The organism is Kitasatospora sp. NPDC004531 (assembly GCF_053602195.1).
In genome coordinates, this window is record NZ_JBSGDD010000085.1 from 12,630 (window position 1) to 31,948 (window position 19,319).

Consider the following 19,319-nt stretch of genomic DNA (forward strand, 5'->3'; position numbering starts at 1 on the left):
TTCGGCCACTCTACCGGTCGGCGAAGTCGCCGGCCGGGGCGGGGACGGCCGGCAGGGTGGCGCGGGCGTGCGCCAGGGCCTCCGGCGCCTCGGTGAACAGCCGCCCCTCGGCGCGCAGTTCGTCGAGCACGCCGAGCGCGTCCAGCGGCCGGCGGTGTTCGGGGCGCAGCCCGGAGATCAGCACCCGGGTGCCGCGCCGGTGCAGGTCGGCGAGCGCCTCGCCGAGGACAGTGGCGCCGCTGGCGTCGATCGCGCCGACCCGCGACATCCGCAGCACCACCACCTCGGCCCGGTCGGCGGCCGTCAGCTCCTGGCGCAGCCGGTGCGCGGCGGCGAACAGCAGCGGGCCGTGCAGCCGGTAGACGGCTATCCGGCCGCCGGCGTGGTCGTGCTCGATGCCGGGCATCCGCTCCAGCCGGGCGGCCCGGGCGACGGCGCGCAGCGCCAGGACGGCGGACAGCAGCAGGCCGACCGCGACGGCGGTGACCAGGTCGAAGGCGAGGGTGGCGGCGGCGGTCGCCACCAGCACGGCGGCCTCGCCGCGGCCGGTGCGGGCCAGTGCGCGCAGCGCCCCGGCCTGCACCATCCGCACGGCGGTGGCGATCAGCACGCCGGCCAGCGCGGCCAGCGGGATGTCGGCGACCAGCGGCGCGGCGGCGAACACCACCACGGCGAGCACCGCGGCGTGCACCAGCGCGGCCAGCCGGGAGACGGCGCCGCTGCGCACGTTGACGGCGGTGCGGGCGATCGCGCCGGTCGCGGCGACGCCGCCGAACAGCGGGGCGACCAGGTTGGCCAGGCCCTGTCCGAACAGCTCCCGGTCGCTGTCGTGGCGTTCGCCGCCGCGGCCGGCGTCGCCCGCCACCATCGCGTCGGCGGCGGTCGCCGACATCAGCGACTCCAGCGCGCCGAGCGCGGCCACGGCCAGCGCGGACGGCAGCAGGGCGGGCACGGCGGACAGGTCGAGGAAGCCGAGCGAGGGGCTGGGCAGCCCGGCCGGCAGGTGGCCGATGACGTCGACCGGCAGGTCGACGGCCTTGGCCAGCACGGTGGCGGCGACCACGGCGATCAGCGAGAACGGCACGCCGGGGCGCAGCCGCCCGCCGATCAGCATCAGTGCGGCGACGCCGGCGGCGAGCAGCACGGCCGCCCAGTGCGGGGAGGCGGCGAACGCGGAGACGGCGCGGGCGGCGACCGCGGCCGGGTTCTCGCCGTCGGGTTTGGCCACGCCGAGCGCGCCGGGCACCTGCTGGAGGGCGATCACGCCGGCGATGCCGACGGTGAAGCCCTCGATCACCGGGACGGGCACGTACGCCATCCACCGTCCGGCCCCGGCGAGCGCCAGCAGCACCAGCAGCAGGCCGGCCAGCAGGCCGACGGTGAGCACGCCGGCGGTTCCGTAGCGGGCGACGATCGGCACCAGGACGACGGTCATCGCGCCGGTGGGGCCGGTGACCTGGAGTCCGGAGCCGCCGAACACGGCGGCGATCGCGCCCGCGATCACGGCGGTGGCCAGGCCGGCCGCCGCGCCCGCGCCGGAGGAGACGCCGAAGCCCAGGGCGAGCGGCAGCGCCACGATGGCGACCGTCAGCCCGGCGACCAGGTCGCGGCGCGGGTCGCGCGCCATGGTGGCCAGCACCCGGCGGTTGGGCAGCACCGCCCGCAACCGCCGGCCGAGCACTCCCGCGCCGTTCACGCCGCCGCGCCGCGGCGGATCGTGGCGAGCGGAGCGTGGATCTCCGCCTGGGCCTGGCTCTGCGACGCGGGCACGGTGTTCAGCTCTCTTTCTGGGGTTCCGGCTCTGTGCCGGACCGGGAGGGGACGGCGATGCCGTGCTGCTCGGCGATCCGCAGCAGCCCGGCGATCCGGCCGGCGTGGGCCTGCGCGCCGTGGTCGTCCCCGGCGTCCTGGGCCTCGCGCAACGCCCTTTCGGCAAGGGCGAGTTGCTCGCGGAGCTCCTCCTCGAACACCTCGGTCACGTTCGTCCCCCTTCCGTGTCGGCGCACAGGCGCCCGGGCACGACGGACCGGCCGGGCACCCGATCAGAATGTATCGACTTGAAGAATTTCGCAAGTCGCCATTTCTGCATGTCCGGGGCGCACCGGGGCGCGCGGCACCGCCGCCGGGGCGGGGCGCGGGAAGTGACGGAGGGTCAGCCGTTGTCGGCGGCGCGCAGGTCGGCGAGCAGGCCGGCCTGGTCGGTGATCAGCGAGCCGAGGATGGAGCGGGCGACCCGCAGCAGGTCGGCGACCTCGCCGCTGGCCAGCGAGTACACCACCGTGGAGCCCTCGCGGCGGGCGTGCACCAGCTTGGCGCGGCGCAGCACGGCCAGTTGCTGGGAGAGGTTGGCCGGCTCCACGCCGACCTCGGGCAGCATCTCGGCCACCGCGTGGTCGCGGCCGCTGAGCAGTTCCAGCACCCGGATCCGCACGGGGTGGCCGAGGGTTTTGAAGAACTCCGCCTTCAGCTGGTACAGCGGGACGCTGGCCACCGGAAGCGACTGCGGGTTCTCGGCGTTCACGTGGTCGTCACCGTCTCGTTCGGGGCCAGGAGGGCACGGGGGCGTCGCGCCGACCCTAACAATCACGCGTGCCCCCCGGCGCGGGCCGGGGGGCACGGCGGGGCGGCGTCAGGCCTTCTTGACCACGCTGGACTTGAGCTGCATGGCGCCGAACCCGTCGATCCGGCAGTCGATGTCGTGGCCGTCCACGCCGTCCACCAGGCGGATGTTACGGACCTTGGTGCCGGCCTTGATGCCGGAGGCGCTGCCCTTCACCTTCAGGGCCTTGACCACGGTGACGGTGTCGCCGTCGGCCAGCACGTTGCCGACGGCGTCCCGGATCTCCCGCTCCCCCGCCGGCTGCGCCGCGGCGTCCTCGGCGGGGGCCCACTCGTGGCCGCACTCGGGGCAGACCATCAGGGCGTCGAGCTCGTAGGTGTACTGGCCGGCGCAGTTGGGGCAGGGGGGAAGGTTGTCGCTCATTTCGCCAGGATATCGGCCGCGGAAGCGTCGATCGCACGGGCGGACGGCCCGGGGCGGCGGTAGGCCCCGGCCCGGGCGGCGGCCTCGGCGGCGGCGGCGGCCCGGTCGGCGGCGGCCTCGTCCAGCGGCTCGGAGGTGGTGAGCATCCGGTAGTAGAGCGGCGCGGAGACGGCGCGGACGACCTCCTCGGGGTCGGTGCCGGCGGGCAGTTCGCCGCGTTCGACGGCCTCGCTCACGCAGGGGGCCCACTCCGCCACCCGGACCCGGTAGAAGTGCCGGACCGCCTCGGCGGCGGCCGCGTCGCCCTCGGCGGCGACCAGCACGGCCCGGAACAGGGCGCCCTGCCGGGGGTCGGCCAGGGTACTGCGGACCAGCCGGGCGTTGGCGCGCAGGTCGCCGTGCAGCGATCCGGTGCGGGCGCGCGGCAGCGACTGCTCGGCCATGGCGGTGAGCAGGTCGGCGAGCAGCGCGCCGACGGTGCCCCAGCGCCGGTAGACGGTGGTGCGGCCGACCTCGGCGCGCCGGGCGACGTCGCCGAGATCGAGCCCGGCGAAGCCGACCTCGACGAGCGCATCCTCGGCGGCGCGCAGCACGGCGGCGCGGACGCGGGCGGTGCGGCCGCCGGGGCGGCGCATGTCGGACGGGGCGGGCTCGGCAGGCCGGGCGGGCGAGTCGGACGGGGCCGGCGAGTCGGGCCGGGCAGGCGAGTCGGACGGGTCGGGCGGGGCCATTAACGGGACTCCTGTTCCATTAGCGGGCCGGAACGTGTTACGGTCCTCCCATCTTAACGGCACCACAGTCCCGTTAGCGAAGGAGTGTTCGCCATGGAGTACCGCCGCCTCGGCACGTCCGGCCTCGTCGTCCCCGCCCTGTCCCTGGGCACCGGCACCTTCGGCGGCAACGGCCCGCTGTTCGGCAACTGGGGCACCACCGACGCCAAGGAGGCCCGCCGCCTGCTCGACATCGCGATCGACGCGGGCCTGACCATGTTCGACTCCGCCGACGTCTACTCCGACGGCGCCTCGGAGGAGGTCCTCGGCCAGGCGATCAGGGGCCGCCGCGACCGGGTGCTGATCTCCACCAAGGCCGGACTGCCCACCGGCGAGGGCCCGTTGGACGCGGGCACCTCCCGGATCCGGCTCACCACCGCCGTGGACGCCGCGCTGCGCCGGCTCGGCACCGACCACATCGACCTGTTCCAGCTGCACGCCTTCGACGCCGGCACGCCGGTCGAGGAGGTGCTCGCCGCCCTGGACGACCTGGTGCGCGCCGGGAAGATCCGCTACACCGGGGTCTCCAACTTCGCGGGCTGGGAGCTGATGAAGTCGCTGGCCGCCGCCGACCGGCACGGCCGCCCCCGCTACGTCGCGCACCAGGTCTACTACTCCCTGGTCGGCCGGGACTACGAGTGGGAGCTGATGCCGCTCGGCCGCGACCAGGGCGTCGGCGCGCTGGTGTGGAGCCCGCTCGGCTGGGGCCGGCTGACCGGCCGGATCCGCCGCGGCGCCCCGCTCCCGGCCGACAGCCGCCTGCACGCCACCGCGGACTACGGCCCGCCGATCGACCAGGAGCTGCTGTACGACGTGGTGGACGTGCTGCTCGCGATCGCCGAGGAGACCGGCCGCACCGTCCCGCAGGTGGCGATCAACTGGCTGCTGCGCCGGCCCACCGTCTCCTCGGTGATCATCGGCGCCCGCAACGAGGAGCAGCTGCGGCAGAACCTCGGCGCGGTGGGCTGGGAGCTGACGCCGGAGCAGGTGGCCCGGCTGGACGCGGCGAGCACCCGCACCGCGCCGTACCCGTACTACCCCTACCGCCGCCAGGAGGGCTTCGCCCGACTCAACCCGCCGATGGCGGGCTGAGGTTCGACGGGAGAGCCGGGCCGGGCGCGGATCAGCCCGCGGCGCTCCGCCGGTCGGCGGGCCGGGGGACGAGCCCGGCCGGCCCGGCCCTCCCCGCCCGCTTCGGGGCGTCCGCGTCGGCCGCCCCCGACGCGCGCTCGGACACCCGCTCGGACGCCCGCTCGGGCGGCGTGGGAGCGGCCGGCGGGTCCGGCAGGTCGTCGTCCGGCGGCGGGAAGCTGATTCCGGCCAGTTCGTCACGGAGCAGGTAGCCCGCATGCAGCCGGTTTCGTGCGCCGATCCGGCGCATGATCTCGGAGATGTGCCGCTGGCAGGTGCGCACGGACATCCCGAGGCGCTTGGCGATCAGCTTCTCCTCGTAGCCCTGCACCAGCATCCGGACGATGGAGGACTTGACGTCGTTGGAGGTCTGGCGGACGCGCTGGCGCTGCTGCACGGTGGGGAACTCGTCGGCGGCCACCCAGGCGCGTTCGAAGGCCGCGACCGCGAACCCGATCATGCTCGGGTCCTGCACCAGGGCGGCGCCGAGCGGCTCGTCGTGGAGCTCGATCAGGGCGGTGGCGCGGTCGAACACGATGACCCGGACGAAGGCGTCGCTGACGGTGCGGACCTCGGCCCCGAGCGCGGTGACCTTGCGGACGTACTCGACGGTGGCCTGGTCGTACTGGGCGGTGTGCTGGTAGAGAGTACGCATGCGCACGCCCCGTGCGAGCAGGGCCTCGGTGCGGTTGAGCGATTCGTTGAGCACCTCCTCGTTGCGGGCGCCGCCGGGCTGCGAGGCGAGCACCTCGGTGGTGCTGCGGGCGGCGAGTTCGGTGATGGTGCGGCGCACCGACGCCAAATCGGTGAGGCGTTCCACCTGCTGTCCGGCGACCCGTCCGAGGGTGCTGGACTCGTAGACCGGCAGCAGCGCCGCCAAGGTGCTGTGCATCTCCTGGAGTTCGCGGTGGTGGCGGACCAGGTCGCGGACGGCGGGCGCGAGCGCCTCCAGACCCGCCCGGGCGGGGGTGTCGGCGTGCAGGCGCCCGTCGGGGCCCTGCCGGACGACGCGCACTTCCAACAGGTGCCGAACGGCTGCGTCGAGCTCCGCGTGCTCTGCGGCGAGGGCCGCGTGGAGGGCCGCCGGGGTGGCCGGGCCGTGGTCGGCGAGGTGGCGGTACACCTCGGCGCCGATGGTGCGGGCCACGGACGGATCGAGCTGCGTACTGGTTTTCACATGATCCTCACTTGTCGCCCGTCGTCTTCCTGCATGGCGAGAATACGAGCCCCTCGGGACAGACCACCGAGATTTTTGATCATGCACAGTAATTCCTGAGCGGCGATGACCGATTGCCGCCCGGATTTGACGGGTTATCACCATGTCCACGCGTTCTTTCGTCCGCGACCTCGGCTGGGGCTGACCGCCGACGGCCCGACCGTACGAACCCACGCCCTCGAACGGAGCAGGTCAGTTGTCCAGCGCACCGCACCCCGTTTCACCCGACCGGCGTTCCCCGCACGAGCTGCCCCTGCTGGCGGTCGTCTACGACCTGGGGGCGGTGGGGCCGGCCGAGATCGTCGCCGCCGCCCGCGGCCTGTGCCGGGTCGTCCTGCTGTGCGACCCCGCCCGCCCGCACGTCGCCGAGATCCTGCCCGAACTGCGCAGGTTCGCCGAGGTGTTGGAGACCGGAGCCGACCCCGGGCAGAGCGCCCGCCGGCTGGCGGAGCTGAGGCCGGACGGCATCACCACGTTCAGCGAGTACGCGATCCACGCCACCTCGGAGCTGGCCGCCCGGCTCGGCCTGCCCTTCCACGACGGCCCGACCGCGGGCCGGCTCACCGACAAGTACCTGCAGCGGCGGGCGCTGGCGGCGGCCGACGTGGACGGCGTGCGGTGCGTCGCCGTCCGGCAGCGGGCGGAGATCGACCGGGCGCTGGCCGAGGTCGGCGCACCCGCCGTGGTCAAGCCGCGGCGCGGCGCGGGCAGCCGGGCCACCCACCGCGTCGACACGCCCGCCGAACTGGCCGAGCTGCTCGGCGCGTTGACCGCCGACGGCGACGAGGAGTACGTCGTCGAGGAGCTGCTGGTCGGCGACCCGGCGGCGGCCGGCCCCGAGTGGGGCGACTACGTCTCGGTGGAGTCGCTGGTCCGCGACGGCGAGGTCCGGCACGTCTGCGTCACCGGCAAGTTCCCGCTCGCCGAACCGTTCCGCGAGGTCGGCCAGTTCCTGCCCGGCGTGCTCCCGGCCGAGCTGGCCGAGCGCTGCACCGGACTCACCGAGCGGGCCCTGCACGCCCTCGGCGTCACCGTCGGCGTCACCCACACCGAACTGAAGCTCACCGACCGCGGCCCGCGCGTCATCGAGGTCAACGGCCGGATCGGCGGCTACGTCAACGACGTGCTGAACCGCTCGGCCGGCTACAGCCTGCTGGCCGCCGCGCTGCGCACCGCGCTCGGCCTGCCGCTGCCCGACGCCGGACCGGCGTTCCGTCAGATCGCCTTCCGCCGCTACCTGGTGGCGCCCGCCGACGCCCGCGAGGTCGTCGCCCTGGACGGCGCGGAGGCGATCGGCGCCGTCCCCGGCGTCCAGTACGTCGAGTGGCGGGCCGCCCCCGGCAGCACGCTGGACTGGCGCGACGGCACCCAGGGCTGTCTCGGCGTGGTCTACGGCATCGCCCGCGACCACGACGCCCTGCGGCACGCCGTCGCCGAGATCGACCGCCTCTTCACGCCCGTGTTCGCCCACTGAGCGAGCGCCTCGCCACGCCCGCGTCCGCCCACTGAGCGCCCCCCGACCGGGCCTTCCACCACCCCTGACCCCCCGTCCGCCGCGGGCCACCACCTCCCGGCCCGCGACGCGGCTCCCGCACGCCCTCCTCCGCTCCACCGGCACCGCCCGACCGCCCCCGACCGGGGCCGCCGGGCGGAGCGCCGCCGCGCATCCCCTGGCACCAGACCGGCCCCACCGTGTCCGTCACACCACTGAAGGAGCGCACGTCCGTGGACCGCCATCCCGTCGGCACACCCGCCGACCCACCCCGTTCCCGAACGGTCGAACGACCCGAACAGCCGCTCGACCTGCCCGGCGCCCGGCCCTGCACGGGCCGCTGCGACCTGCGGCACACCACCGTCCGCCTGCCGCACACCGGCGGCGACCCGCTCGCCGCCCTGCTGCTGGTGCTGCGCAAGTACACCGGCGCGGAGCTGATCCCGCTCGGCCGCCTGGACGAGGCCGGCCGGCCGCTGCCCGCCGTCGAGGCGGACATCGACCCGGCCGCCGACCTCGCCGCGTTCACCGCCCGCGCCGCCGAGGCGCTGCGCACCGCCGCCGGCGGCACCCGCCCGCAGAGCGTGCTGCTCGCCGACACCCCGCAGGCCGTCGCCGCGCACCTCGCCGCCGAGGGCGACCCGGCACCGTTCGACCTGGCCGTCTGCGCCGCCGCGGACGGCGCGGAGCTGCGCCTCGACGTCTGGGTGCACGCCGACGCCGTCGACCCGGCCCTCGCCGAGTCGCTGCCCCGGCACCTCGCCCTGGTCCTGGAGGCGCTCGCCGAGCGGCCCGGGCAGCGGGTCGCCGACACCGGCATCGCCAGTGCGCAGGAGCGCGACTTCGTGCTGAACGAGGTCAACGCCACCGCCGCCGACTACCCGCGCGACGCCTCGCTGCACCAGCTGTTCGCCGAGCAGACCGCCGCCCACCCGGAGCGCACCGCGCTGGTCGGCCCGGACGGCGAGGTGCTCGACTACGCCGAACTCGACCGGCGCTCGGCCCGGTTGGCCGAGCGGCTGCGCGCCGCCGGCATCGCCCCCGGCAGCCGGGTCGCGCTGCGCGCCGAGCGCACCACCGCGATGGTGGTCGCCACCCTCGCGGTGCTGCGGGCCGGCGCGGCCTACCTGCCGATCGACCCGGGCTACCCGGAGGACCGGGTCGCCTTCACGGTCGCCGACAGCGGCGCGGTGCTGATGCTGACCGCCGACCCCGACCGCCCGGCCCCGCTGCCGACGATGTCCTGGGACACCGCCGACGGCGACCCGACCGGACCCGACACCCCGGCCGCCGCCGGGGAGACCGCGTACGTGATGTACACCTCCGGCACCACCGGCCGGCCCAAGGGCGTGCCGATCAGCCACCGCAACGTGGTGCGCCTGGTGCGCGGCAGCGACTTCGCCGAACTCGGCCCGGACACCCGGGTGCTGCAGACCGGCGCGCCGGTCTTCGACGCCGCCACGCTGGAGATCTGGGGCCCGCTGCTGAACGGCGGCGCCCTGCACCTGGTCGACGACGCGGTGATCCTGGACGCCCGGGCGCTCGGCCGGGCGGTGCGCGAACGCGGCATCACCACCATGTGGCTGACCGCCGCCCTGTTCAACCAGCTGGTCGACCAGGACCCGGCGCTGCTCACCGGCCTGCGCGAACTGCTGGTCGGCGGCGACGCGCTGTCCGTCCCGCACATCGACAAGCTGCTCGCCGCCTGCCCCGGCCTCAAGGTCACCAACGGCTACGGGCCGACCGAGAACACCACCTTCTCCACCACCCACCCCGTCGCCCGCCCGCTCGGCGAGCGCATCCCGATCGGCCGCCCGATCGCCAACTCCACGGCGTACGTGGTCGATCCGGACGGCGCCCTGCAGGCCGTCGGCGTCCCCGGCGAGCTGCTGGTCGGCGGCGACGGCCTGACCGCCGGCTACCTCGGCCGGCCCGACCTGGACGAGCGGGCCTTCGTGCCCGACCCGTTCGGCGGCGGCGGGCGGCTGTACCGCACCGGCGACCGGGTGCGGCTGCTGCCGGAGGGCGCGCTGGAGTTCCTCGGCCGCGTCGACCACCAGGTCAAGATCCGCGGCTTCCGGGTCGAACCCGCCGAGGTCGCCCAGCAGTTGATGCACGAGCCCGGCGTGCGCGAGGCCGTGGTGGTGGCCCGGCAGTACCCGGAGACCGGCGAGAAGTACCTGTGCGGCTACGTCGCGGCGGACGCCGCCGTCGACCCGGCCGCGCTGCGCACCGCCCTGGCCGCCCGGCTGCCCGAGCACCTGGTGCCGGCCCGGATCGTCCGGCTGGACGCGCTGCCGCTCACCCGCAACGGCAAGGTCGACCGGGCGGCGCTGCCGCTGCCCGAGGCCGCCGCGCCCGACCCCGAGGGCCACGCCGCCCCGCGCGACGACCTGGAGCGCTTCCTGTGCGAGCAGTGGCAGCAGGTGCTCGGCCGTGAACTCGTCGGCCTGGACGACGACTTCTTCGACCTGGGGGCGAGCTCGCTGACCGCCGCGATGCTCGCGGGGGCGATCCAGCGGGAGTACGCCGTCGACTTCTCGGGCGTGCTGATCCTCACCCACCCCACCGTCCGCGAGGTCGCCGAGCTGCTGCGCACGATGCGCACCGGGGCCGACGGCGGGCCGCAGGAGCTGCCGACCGCGCCCGAGCTGCCCGACCACCCCGTCACCCCGCAGCAGAAGCGGCTCTACGTCGAGCAGTTGAAGGACCCCTCGACCACCCAGTACCACGTGCCGCTGGTGGTCGACCTGCCCGCCGGGCAGGTCCGGGCGGACGCCCTGGAGGCCGCGTTCCGGCAGCTGATCGCCCGTCACGAGGTGCTGCGCACGGCCTTCGTGCACGACGGCGACGAGCCCCGCCAGCGGGTGCTCGCCGACGTGCCGTTCGCGCTGGGGCGCGGCGCGCTGACGGTGCCGGAGCTGCTGCGCCCGTTCGACCTGGCCGAGCCGCCGCTGCTGCGCGCCGCGTTCTTCCGGCACGGCGAGGCGGACCGGCTGCTGGTGGACGTCCACCACATCGTGGCGGACGGCACCTCGGTGGCGGTGCTGGTGGACGAACTGGCCGACCTGTACCGGGGCGTGCCGCTGCCGGAGCCCAAGCACCAGTACCGCGACTACGCGCACTGGTGGCGCCGCAGCGGCGAGGCGCTCGCCGAGCGCGAGCACCGGCCGTACTGGCTGGAGCTGTTCGCCGAGCCGCAGGACGCCGCCGACCTGCCGGTGGACCGGCCCCGGCCCGCCACCCGCGGCACCGCCGGCGACCGGATCGCCTTCGCCCTCGGCCCGCAGCGCACCGCCCGGCTGCGGGAGTTCGCGGCCCGCCGGCGCGTCACCGTCTTCGGCTTCCTGGCCGCCGTGCACGCGCTGTTCCTGTCCTCGGTGACCGGCAGCCACGACGTCACGGCGGGCGTGCCCACCGTCGGCCGGACGGTGCCGGGCACCGAGCGGCTGCCCGGCATGTTCGCCGGCACGGTCTGCCTGCGCAGCCGCTTCGACCCCGAGACCCCGTTCGACGAGCACCTGCGGGCGGTCGCCGACCAGGCGGTGCAGGCCTTCGCGCACCAGGACCAGCCGTTCGACACCCTGGTCGAACTGGTCGCCGGGGAGCGGGACTACAGCCGCAACCCGCTGTTCGACGCGATGCTCGCGTACCAGGGCGGCGGGGTCGGCCCGGGCGACTTCCTCGGCGCACGGCCGAGGTTCGCCGACACCGACACCGACCACACCATGTTCGACCTGAACCTCCAATTCCACGAGGCCGGCGACTCCGTCGAGGCGGTGTGGGCGTACAGCACCGACCTGTTCGACCGCGCCACCGCCGAGGCCTTCGTCCGCCTCCTGCTCGACCTCGTCGACGGCGCGCTGGCCGACCCGCACGCGCCCGTCGGCCGGCTGATCCGCCCCGCGGCGCCCACCGTCGTCGTGTCGGCGCTCGCCTTCGAGTTCGACCTGTGATCCGCGCCCAGGGCGTCCCCGCTCCACATCCCGAGGAGAAGACCATGGCCCAGCACGAGACCTTCGGACAACGCAAGATCATCGCGGCCCAGCGCCCGCTGGCGACCGCCTACTGGAAGGGCCTGATCCGGCCCGGCCGCCACCGCTCCGCCTTCCCGGCCGACCTGCACCACGGCATGCCCGCCGACGCGCCGCGGGTGAGCGCCGACGTCGCGCTCGGCGCGGACGCCACCGCCGTGCTCGACCGGCTGTCGAAGAACAGCCCGGACGCGCTGCACACCCTGCTGACCGCCGGCGTCGCCGCGCTGCTGCACCGCTACGGCGCCGGCGAGGAGCTGACCCTGGCCCAGCCGTACCCGGCGGCCGACGAGGAGCCGCTCGGCGACGCCCTGCCGCTGGACGTCGCGCTGGAGGCGGACACCGACCTGCGCACCGCGCTGTCCCGGGCCCGGGAGGCCGTCCTGGGCGCGCTGGAGCACCGCGACTACCCGCTGGACGTGCTCGCCGTGGAGGCCGGGCTGACCGCCCCGGCCGGCGACAACCCGCTGTTCGACGTGGTGGTCCGGCTGGCCGGCCTGCACGCCGCGGCCCCGGCCGCGGGCGTCCGCTTCGACGTCCGCCGCGAGGAGGACGGCCTGCACCTGGCCGTGGACTGCGACGGCCGCCGCTACGAGGCCGGCACCGCGCTGCGGCTCGGCCGCCACCTGGCGCTGCTGCTGGAGCGCTGGGTCGCCGCGCCGCAGACCGCGCTCGGCGACGTGTCGCTGTTCACCGCCGAGGACGCCGAGCGGCTCGCCGAGGCCAACGACACCGAAGCCGCGTTCGAGGACGGCGTACGCCTGCACGAACTGTTCGAGCGTCAGGTCCGGGCCACCCCGGACGCGCCGGCGGTGGTGCTGGACGGCGAGAGCGTCAGCTACGCCGAGTTCAACGCCCGCGCCAACCGGCTGGCCCGCACCCTGGTCGAGCGGGGCGTCGGCACCGACACCGTCGTCCCGGTGGTCGCCGAGCGCTCGGTGGAGATGCTCACCGCCGTGTACGCGGTCCTCAAGGCCGGCGGCGCCTACCTGCCGGTCGACCCGTCCTACCCGGCCGAGCGGGTGCACTACCTGCTGCGCGACAGCGGCGCCGAGCTCGCCCTGGCCCGCACCGCGCACCTGGGCCTGCTGCCCGAGGGCGCCGCGGTCGTCGACCTCGACGACCCCGCCTCCTACGCGGAGGCCGACGGCGACCTCGACCGCCCGGGCGGCTCCCGCGACCTCGCCTACGTGATCTACACCTCGGGCTCCACCGGCAACCCCAAGGGCGTCGCCGTCGAGCACCGCTCGGCCGTCAACCGGATCGGCTGGATGCAGCGCGCCTACCCGATCGCCCCCGGCGACGTGGTGCTGCAGAAGACCTCGATCTCCTTCGACGTCTCGGTGTGGGAGCTGTTCTGGTGGGGCCAGCGCGGCGCCGCCGTGTGCCTGCTCGCCCCCGGCGGCGAGAAGGACCCGGAGACGATCATCCGCACCATCGAGCGACACCGGGTCTCCACCCTGCACTTCGTGCCGTCGATGCTCGCGGTCTTCCTCGACTACGCGGCGGGCACCGGCGCGACCGGCGCCCTGACCACGCTGCGGCAGGCCTTCGCCAGCGGCGAGGCGCTCCCGCCGCACCTGGCCGCCCGGTTCGCCGAGGTGCTGCCCGACAGCCGGCTGATCAACCTGTACGGCCCGACCGAGGCCACCGTCGACGTCACCCACCACGAGGTGCACGGCCGGCCCCACCGCGTCCCGATCGGCGCGCCGATCGACAACACCCGCCTGCACGTGGTCGACCACCTGCTGCGCCCGCAGCCGATCGGCCTGCCCGGCGAGCTGTGCATCGCCGGCACCGGCCTGGCCCGCGGCTACCTGCACCGGGCGGAGCTGACGGCGGAGAAGTTCGTCGAGCGGCCCTTCGAGGGCGAGGAGCGGGTCTACCGCACCGGCGACCTGGCCCGCTGGCTGCCGGACGGCACCATCGAGTACCTGGGCCGGATCGACAACCAGGTCAAGATCCGCGGTTTCCGGATCGAGCCCGGCGAGATCGAGGAGCAGCTGCGCCGCCACCCGGCCGTCACCGAGGCCGTGGTGGTCCCGCACCGGGGCGCGGACGGGCAGCTCCAGCTGCACGGCTACGCGGTCGCCCCGGCCGACGGCCCCGACGAGCGCGAGCTGAAGGAGCACCTGCGGGCCGCGCTGCCCGAGCACCTGGTGCCGGCCCGGGTGGTACGCCTGGACGCGCTGCCGGTCACCCCGAACGGCAAGCTCGACCGGCGTGCGCTGCCGCTGCCCGCGGACACCTTCGCCGGCCCGGAGTACACCGCGCCCAGCAACGCCACCGAGGAGCGGCTGGCGGAGATCTGGGGCGAGGTGCTGGGCCTGGAGCGGGTCGGCGTGCACAACTCGTTCTTCGCGCTCGGCGGCAACTCGATCCACTTCGTCTCCGTGCTGGCCCGCAGCCGCCGGCACGGGCTGGAGTTCACCTTCCAGGAGTTCTTCCAGCACCCGACGATCGCCGAGCTGGCCGCCCTGCTCGACGACGGCGGCGCCGAACGCACCGGCGAGAGCCAGGAGTTCGCGCCGTTCTCGCTGATCTCCGACGCCGACCGGGCGCTGCTGCCGGCCGACGCCCAGGACGCCTACCCGATGTCGATGCTGCAGGCCGGCCTGATCTTCCAGAGCGAGATCACCCGGGGCACCGCGCAGTACCACGACATCATCAGCTACCTGATCACCAGCCCGTTCGACGCCGAGCTGTTCACCGAGGCGGCGCGGATCCTGGTCGAGCAGGCGCCGATCCTGCGCACCACCTTCCACCTGGTGGGCTTCTCCGAGTCGCTGCAGATCGTCCGCTCCTCGGTGCCGCTGCCGCTGACCATCACCGACCTGCGCGGGCGCACCCCCGACGCGCAGCAGTTCTGGTACGAGCAGTGGGTGAAGGAGGAGCGCAGCCGGCGCTTCCAGTGGGAGGAGCCGGGCCTGATCAGCCTGCACGTGCAGGTGCTGGGCGACAACCTCTACCGCTACAACATCAGCCTGCACAACTCGGCGCTGGACGGCTGGAGCATCAACCTCGTCCACACCCGGCTGTTCGACATCTACTACCGGCTGCGCGACGGCCGCCCGCTGCCCGAGGCGCCCGGCGACCACCTGCGCAACCACGTCGGCCTGGAGCTGCGCGCGCTGAACTCTCCTCAGGCGCGGGCGTTCTGGGCGGGCATGCTGGACGGCGCGCAGAGCACCGCGGTGCCGCGCCCGGCCGTGCCGGACAGCGAGGAGTTCGCGGTCGGCATCCGCCCGGTGCCGATCCCGGCCGAGCTGTCGGCGCGGATCGTGGGCCTGGCCGACCAACTCGGCGTGCCGGTGAAGAACGTGCTGCTCGCCGCCCACCTGCGGGTGCTCGGCCTGCTGGCCGGCCGCACCGACGTGCTCACCGGCTACGAGCACAGCGGGCGGCCCGAGTTGGAGGGCGCCGACCGTTCGATCGGCATGTTCCTCAACACCGTGCCGCTGCGGATCGAGCTGACCGGCGGCAGCTGGGCCGAGCTGATCCGCTCCGTCTACCAGGCGGAGATCGAACTGCTGCCGCACCGCCGCTACCCGATGGCGCGGATGAAGCAGGACGTCGGCGCCCACCAGCCGCTGTTCGAGACGGTCTTCAACTTCACCCACTTCTACCTGCTCAAGGAGCTCAAGCAGCTCCCCGAGTTCGCGCTGCTGGACGTGCAGGTGCAGGCGGAGACCGAGTTCGTGCTGCGCGCCGAGTTCTCCCGGCACTTCTTCGAGGACAACGTGCGGCTCAGCCTGCACCACCACGCCGACGTGCTCAACAGCGAGCAGATCGACCGGATGGGCGGCTACTACCTGACGGTGCTGCGGCTGATGACCTCCGACCCCGACGGCCCGTCCGTCACCCCGGAGCTGGCCCTCGCCGCCGAGGACCGCGACCTGCTGCCCCCGGACGCGCACACCGAGGCCCCCGCGCCGGTGGCCGCGCCGTCCGCCGGCGGGGCGTCGGCCGTCCAGCGCCGGATCGCCGAGGCCTGGTCGCAGGTGCTGGGCGTGCCCGCCTCGCGGATCGGCGCCGGCGACGACTTCTTCGAGCTCGGCGGCAACTCGCTGGCCGCGCTGCGGGTCGGCATGCTGCTCGACGGCACCGTCTCGCTGGTCGACGTGATGCGCTACCCCGTCCTGGGCGACCTGGCGGCCGCCGCCGAGGCCTCCGCCGGGCGCGGCGAGGAGCAGCCCGGCCACCTGCAGCCGCTCACGGTGCCCGACGGCACGCCGGACGCGACGCTGGTGTGCTTCCCGTACGCGGCCGGCAACGCGGCCAACTTCGTGCCGCTGGCCCGTGAACTGGCCGCGCTGGACGGGCGGATCGCGGTGTACGCCGTCGAGCTGCCCGGCCACGACCTGCACCGCACCGACGAGGCGTGCCTGGACGCCGGCGCCACCGGCCGGCTGGTCGCCGAGGAGATCACCCGCCTCGTCGAGGGCCCGGTGCTGCTGTGGGGCCACTGCGGCGGCGCCTCGGTGGCCGTGGAGACCGCCCGGGAGCTGGAGCGCCGCGAGGCGGACCTGCGCCACCTGGTGATCGGCGCCAAGCTGCTCAACCCGGTCGAGGACATCCACGAGGCGATCGGCATCCTGCACGGCATGTCCGACCAGGACATCGTCGACTGGCTGATCGAGCGCACCGGCTACAGCATCGACGACGGCCTGTCGATGGAGCGCGCCCGCGCCATCGCCGCGCTGTTCCGGCACGACGTGGAGAGCAGCCACCGCTACCTGCTGTCGGTGCGCGAGGAGGCCGGCACGCCGCTGCGGGCTCCGCTGACCTTCGTGGTCGCGCAGGACGACCAGACCACCGTCGAGTACCCGCAGTACCACCAGGACTGGAAGCTCGTCGCTCCCGACCTGCGGCTGTGCGAACTCGACGCCGGCGGTCACTACTTCATCCGCACCAGGGCCGCCGACGCGGCCCGGATCGTCAGCGAGGCCTGGCAGCAGGCCGCGTCCGCCCGCTGACCACCCCTCACCGGGGCCGGTGCGGCACTCCCCCGCACCGGCCCCGGGCCGACCGCACCTTTCGAGATGAGAGATCCCCGATGAAGTCCTACCTGTCCGTCCTGCGCCTGCGGGACTACCGGCTCCTGTGGTCGGCCTCCGTACTCAACCTGCTGGGCGACGGCGCCACCTGGACGGCGCTGTCCTGGCTGGCGATCTCCAAGGCCGGCGCGGGCGCGCTCGGCGTGCTGGCGATCTGCTACACCATGCCGGTCATCGTCGGCGGCGCCTTCGTCGGCCCGCTGCTGGACCGCTTCAACCGCAAGTTCGTGCTGGTCGCGGACTCGGTGCTGCGCGGCGTCGTGGTGGCGGGCGTGCCGCTGGTGGCGCTGTTCGGCAGTGTGCCGCTGTGGCAGCTGTACCTGGTGGCGGGCACCTACGGCCTGCTGAAGATCGTGCCGCTGGGCGCGGTGCCGACCATCGTGCCCGAGCTGGTGCCCAAGGAGCAGCTGCAGCCCGCGGCGGCGCTGGAGACGATCGCGTACGGCGCGGCCGGCTTCGCCGGTCCGGCGCTCGGCGGTGTGCTGATCCCGGTGATGGGCGGCGAGGCGGTGCTCGCCCTGGACGCCGTCAGCTACCTGCTGTTCGCGCTGGCGATCTGGGCGATCCGGGCGCCGCTGAAGCGGCCCGAGCCGGCCGCCCCGGCCGCCCCGGCCGTGCCCGGTGCGAAGCAGAAGAGCTCCGGCAACTGGGGCTGGGGCCCGGTGTTCGCGCTGCTCAAGGCGGACAAGGTGCTGCTGAGCATCACCGTCGGCTTCGCGCTGTTCAACTGCGCGATGGGCATGCTGCGCGTCACCAACCCGTGGCTGGCCCACAACGCGCTGCCGGGCGGCGCGGAGACCCTCGGTCTGCTGCTCGCCGCCGCCAACGGCGCGGGCCTGATCGGCTCGCTGATCGCCGGTGCGCTCAAGCCGTCCGACAAGCAGATGGGCCGGATCGGCCTGCTGCAGATCTTCGCGGGCGCCTCGCTGGGCCTGCTGCTGATCCTCAACCTGCCGGTGGTGCTGATCGGCCTGGTGCTGTCCGACCTGCTGTCCGCGCCGATGACGGTCTCCTCGCAGGTGGTGCGGATGGTCCGCATCCCGGCCGAGGTCCGGGGCCGGACGATGACGTTCATGCGCACCCTGATGAACAGCACCAGCCCGGCGGGCGCCGCGCTGGCGGCCGCGCTGCTGGCGAGCAACATCTACCGCCCGACCGTGGTGATCATGACGCTGGTGGCCGCCGTCCCCGGTGTGTTCATGTGGCTGGCCTACCGGAAGACCTCGTTCTCCGAGGAGTTGGGCCTGAACAAGCCCGCCGAGCCGGCCGAGCCCGCCGACGCCTCGCCCGAGCCCGGTGCCGAGCCGACCGCCGCCGCCCCCGCCCCGGCGCGCTGAGAGGACGTCCGTCATGCCCAAACTGCTGCTGGTCGGGGTCGGCGAACTCGGCCTGCCCTACCTGATCGCCGCCAAGCGGCTCAAGGCCTCGGTCGGCCTGGTGGAGACACCGGCCCGGGCGGCCCTGCTGCGTGATCTGGTCGACGAGGTGTTCCCGGTCGCCGGGACGGCGGAGGAGCAGTGGTCGGGGGCCGCCCTCGGCGCCGCCGCCCGCTGGTCCCCGGACGGGGTGCTGGCGCTCGGCGAGCCGCAGGTGCTGGCCGCGGCGCTCACCGCGCAGCGGCACGGCCTGCCCGGGCCGTCGCTGCACGCGGCGGTGGTCTCCCGCAACAAGGCGCTCCAGCGGGCGGTGTTCGCGGCGGCGGGCCTCCCGCAGCCCGAGTCCACCGTCGCCGACCGGCTGGGCGAGGCGGCCGAGTGGGCCGCCGAGCGGCTGCCCGTGGTGGTCAAGCCGCTGTCCTCGTCCGGCAGTTCGGGCGTGGAGCTGGTCGCGGACGCCGCCGCCTGGGCGGACGCGGTGGGCCGGCGCGGCGGCGAGGGCCGGCTGCTGGTCGAATCGGCCGTCAGCGGGCCCGAGTTCAGCTGGGAGGGCCTGGTGCGGGACGGGCAGGTGCTGCTCGGCAACGTCACCGAGAAGGAGACCGGCCCCGCGCCGTACTTCGTCGAGGCGGCGCACCGGGTCGGCACCGCCGCGCCCGCCGTGGTGGCGGCCGGCCAGCAGTTGGGCCGCCGGGTCGTCGAGGCGCTCGGCATGCGCACCGGCATCGTCCACCTGGAGTTCCGGCTCACCGCCGACGGCCCCGCCATCATCGAGGTCGCCGTCCGCACCCCCGGCGACTCGATCATGGACGCGGTCGGGCTGGTGCACGGCCTGGACCTGTACGAGGCCGTGGTCCGCCTGGCCCTCGGCCTGCCCACCGCGGCGGTCGAGCGGGCCCGTCCGGTCCGGTGCAGCGCGAGCCTGTTCCCGGCCGCGGCGCCCGGCCGGGTGGTGGCCGTGCACGGCGCGGCGGACCTGCGCGGCCGGGAGGGCGTGGCCCGGGTGCACGTGGGCGTGCGGCCCGGCGACACGGTCGGGCCGGTCCGGTGCTCGGCCGACCGCCCCGCCGCCGTCCTGGTGGAGGCCGCCGACCCGGAGTCGCTGGAGAAGGCCGTCGCCGGCGTCCGCGCCACCCTGGTCATCGAGACGGAGCCCGCCTCCTGACGCGCCGTCGGCGGGGGCGGGCGGGGAAAAACACGCCCCCCCACCCCCTATTTTGTACCCCCTGGCCGCCGCGGGGCCGCCCACGCCAGAAAAAA

The 19,319-nt window shown here is 74.9% G+C and carries 12 protein-coding genes; 6 read left to right on the plus strand and 6 right to left on the minus strand.

Annotation, left to right across the window (positions count from 1 at the left end; translation table 11 throughout):
* Positions 1 to 10: 10 nt before the first annotated feature.
* The 5 genes from ACWEMJ_RS27100 to ACWEMJ_RS27120 form a co-directional block, all read right to left on the minus strand.
* Positions 11 to 1,627 carry a SulP family inorganic anion transporter gene (locus ACWEMJ_RS27100; RefSeq protein WP_452139756.1) on the minus strand — a complete coding sequence of 539 codons (1,617 nt, stop codon included), beginning with the start codon at positions 1,625 to 1,627 and terminating at the stop codon, positions 11 to 13.
* A 148-nt stretch (positions 1,628 to 1,775) separates the two neighbouring features.
* Positions 1,776 to 1,979 carry a hypothetical protein gene (locus ACWEMJ_RS27105; RefSeq protein ID WP_452139746.1) on the minus strand — a complete coding sequence of 68 codons (204 nt, stop codon included), beginning with the start codon at positions 1,977 to 1,979 and terminating at the stop codon, positions 1,776 to 1,778.
* Between the two features lie 173 nt (positions 1,980 to 2,152).
* On the minus strand, positions 2,153 to 2,521 hold the full coding sequence (locus tag ACWEMJ_RS27110; protein WP_452139747.1) for an ArsR/SmtB family transcription factor: 369 nt from the start codon (positions 2,519 to 2,521) through the stop codon (positions 2,153 to 2,155).
* A gap of 108 nt (positions 2,522 to 2,629) precedes the next feature.
* Positions 2,630 to 2,983 (minus strand): zinc ribbon domain-containing protein YjdM, encoded by a 354-nt coding sequence (locus ACWEMJ_RS27115; protein WP_452139748.1) that lies wholly within the window; start codon positions 2,981 to 2,983, stop codon positions 2,630 to 2,632.
* Positions 2,980 to 3,618, minus strand: coding sequence for a TetR/AcrR family transcriptional regulator C-terminal ligand-binding domain-containing protein (locus tag ACWEMJ_RS27120; RefSeq protein ID WP_452139757.1), 639 nt, complete (start codon positions 3,616 to 3,618; stop codon positions 2,980 to 2,982). The genes ACWEMJ_RS27115 and ACWEMJ_RS27120 overlap by 4 nt, the downstream gene beginning before the upstream one ends.
* 189 nt (positions 3,619 to 3,807) lie before the next feature.
* Between ACWEMJ_RS27120 and ACWEMJ_RS27125 the strand changes: the two genes are divergently transcribed.
* On the plus strand, positions 3,808 to 4,845 hold the full coding sequence (locus ACWEMJ_RS27125) for an aldo/keto reductase (RefSeq protein WP_452139749.1): 1,038 nt from the start codon (positions 3,808 to 3,810) through the stop codon (positions 4,843 to 4,845).
* A 31-nt stretch (positions 4,846 to 4,876) separates the two neighbouring features.
* On the opposite strand, the gene ACWEMJ_RS27130 is transcribed toward ACWEMJ_RS27125, so the two are convergent.
* The gene (locus tag ACWEMJ_RS27130; protein ID WP_452139750.1) at positions 4,877 to 6,061 is read right to left on the minus strand and encodes a LuxR C-terminal-related transcriptional regulator; all 1,185 of its coding nucleotides are present in this window, start codon (positions 6,059 to 6,061) and stop codon (positions 4,877 to 4,879) included.
* 235 nt (positions 6,062 to 6,296) lie between these two features.
* Between ACWEMJ_RS27130 and ACWEMJ_RS27135 the strand changes: the two genes are divergently transcribed.
* The 5 genes from ACWEMJ_RS27135 (at position 6,297) to ACWEMJ_RS27155 (ending at position 19,224) form a co-directional block, all read left to right on the plus strand.
* Entirely contained in the window at positions 6,297 to 7,574 is a 1,278-nt protein-coding gene (locus ACWEMJ_RS27135; protein WP_452139751.1) for an ATP-grasp domain-containing protein, read from the plus strand.
* A gap of 251 nt (positions 7,575 to 7,825) precedes the next feature.
* Complete coding sequence (locus tag ACWEMJ_RS27140) at positions 7,826 to 11,548, plus strand: amino acid adenylation domain-containing protein (RefSeq protein ID WP_452139752.1); 3,723 nt, start codon at positions 7,826 to 7,828, stop codon at positions 11,546 to 11,548.
* A gap of 44 nt (positions 11,549 to 11,592) precedes the next feature.
* A complete protein-coding gene (locus tag ACWEMJ_RS27145) occupies positions 11,593 to 16,602 on the plus strand; it encodes an amino acid adenylation domain-containing protein (RefSeq protein WP_452139753.1) in 5,010 nt (1,669 codons plus the stop codon).
* Positions 16,603 to 16,682: 80 nt separating this feature from the next.
* Complete coding sequence (locus ACWEMJ_RS27150; protein WP_452139754.1) at positions 16,683 to 18,020, plus strand: MFS transporter; 1,338 nt, start codon at positions 16,683 to 16,685, stop codon at positions 18,018 to 18,020.
* Between the two features lie 13 nt (positions 18,021 to 18,033).
* On the plus strand, positions 18,034 to 19,224 hold the full coding sequence (locus tag ACWEMJ_RS27155; protein WP_452139755.1) for an ATP-grasp domain-containing protein: 1,191 nt from the start codon (positions 18,034 to 18,036) through the stop codon (positions 19,222 to 19,224).
* Positions 19,225 to 19,319 lie beyond the last annotated feature (95 nt).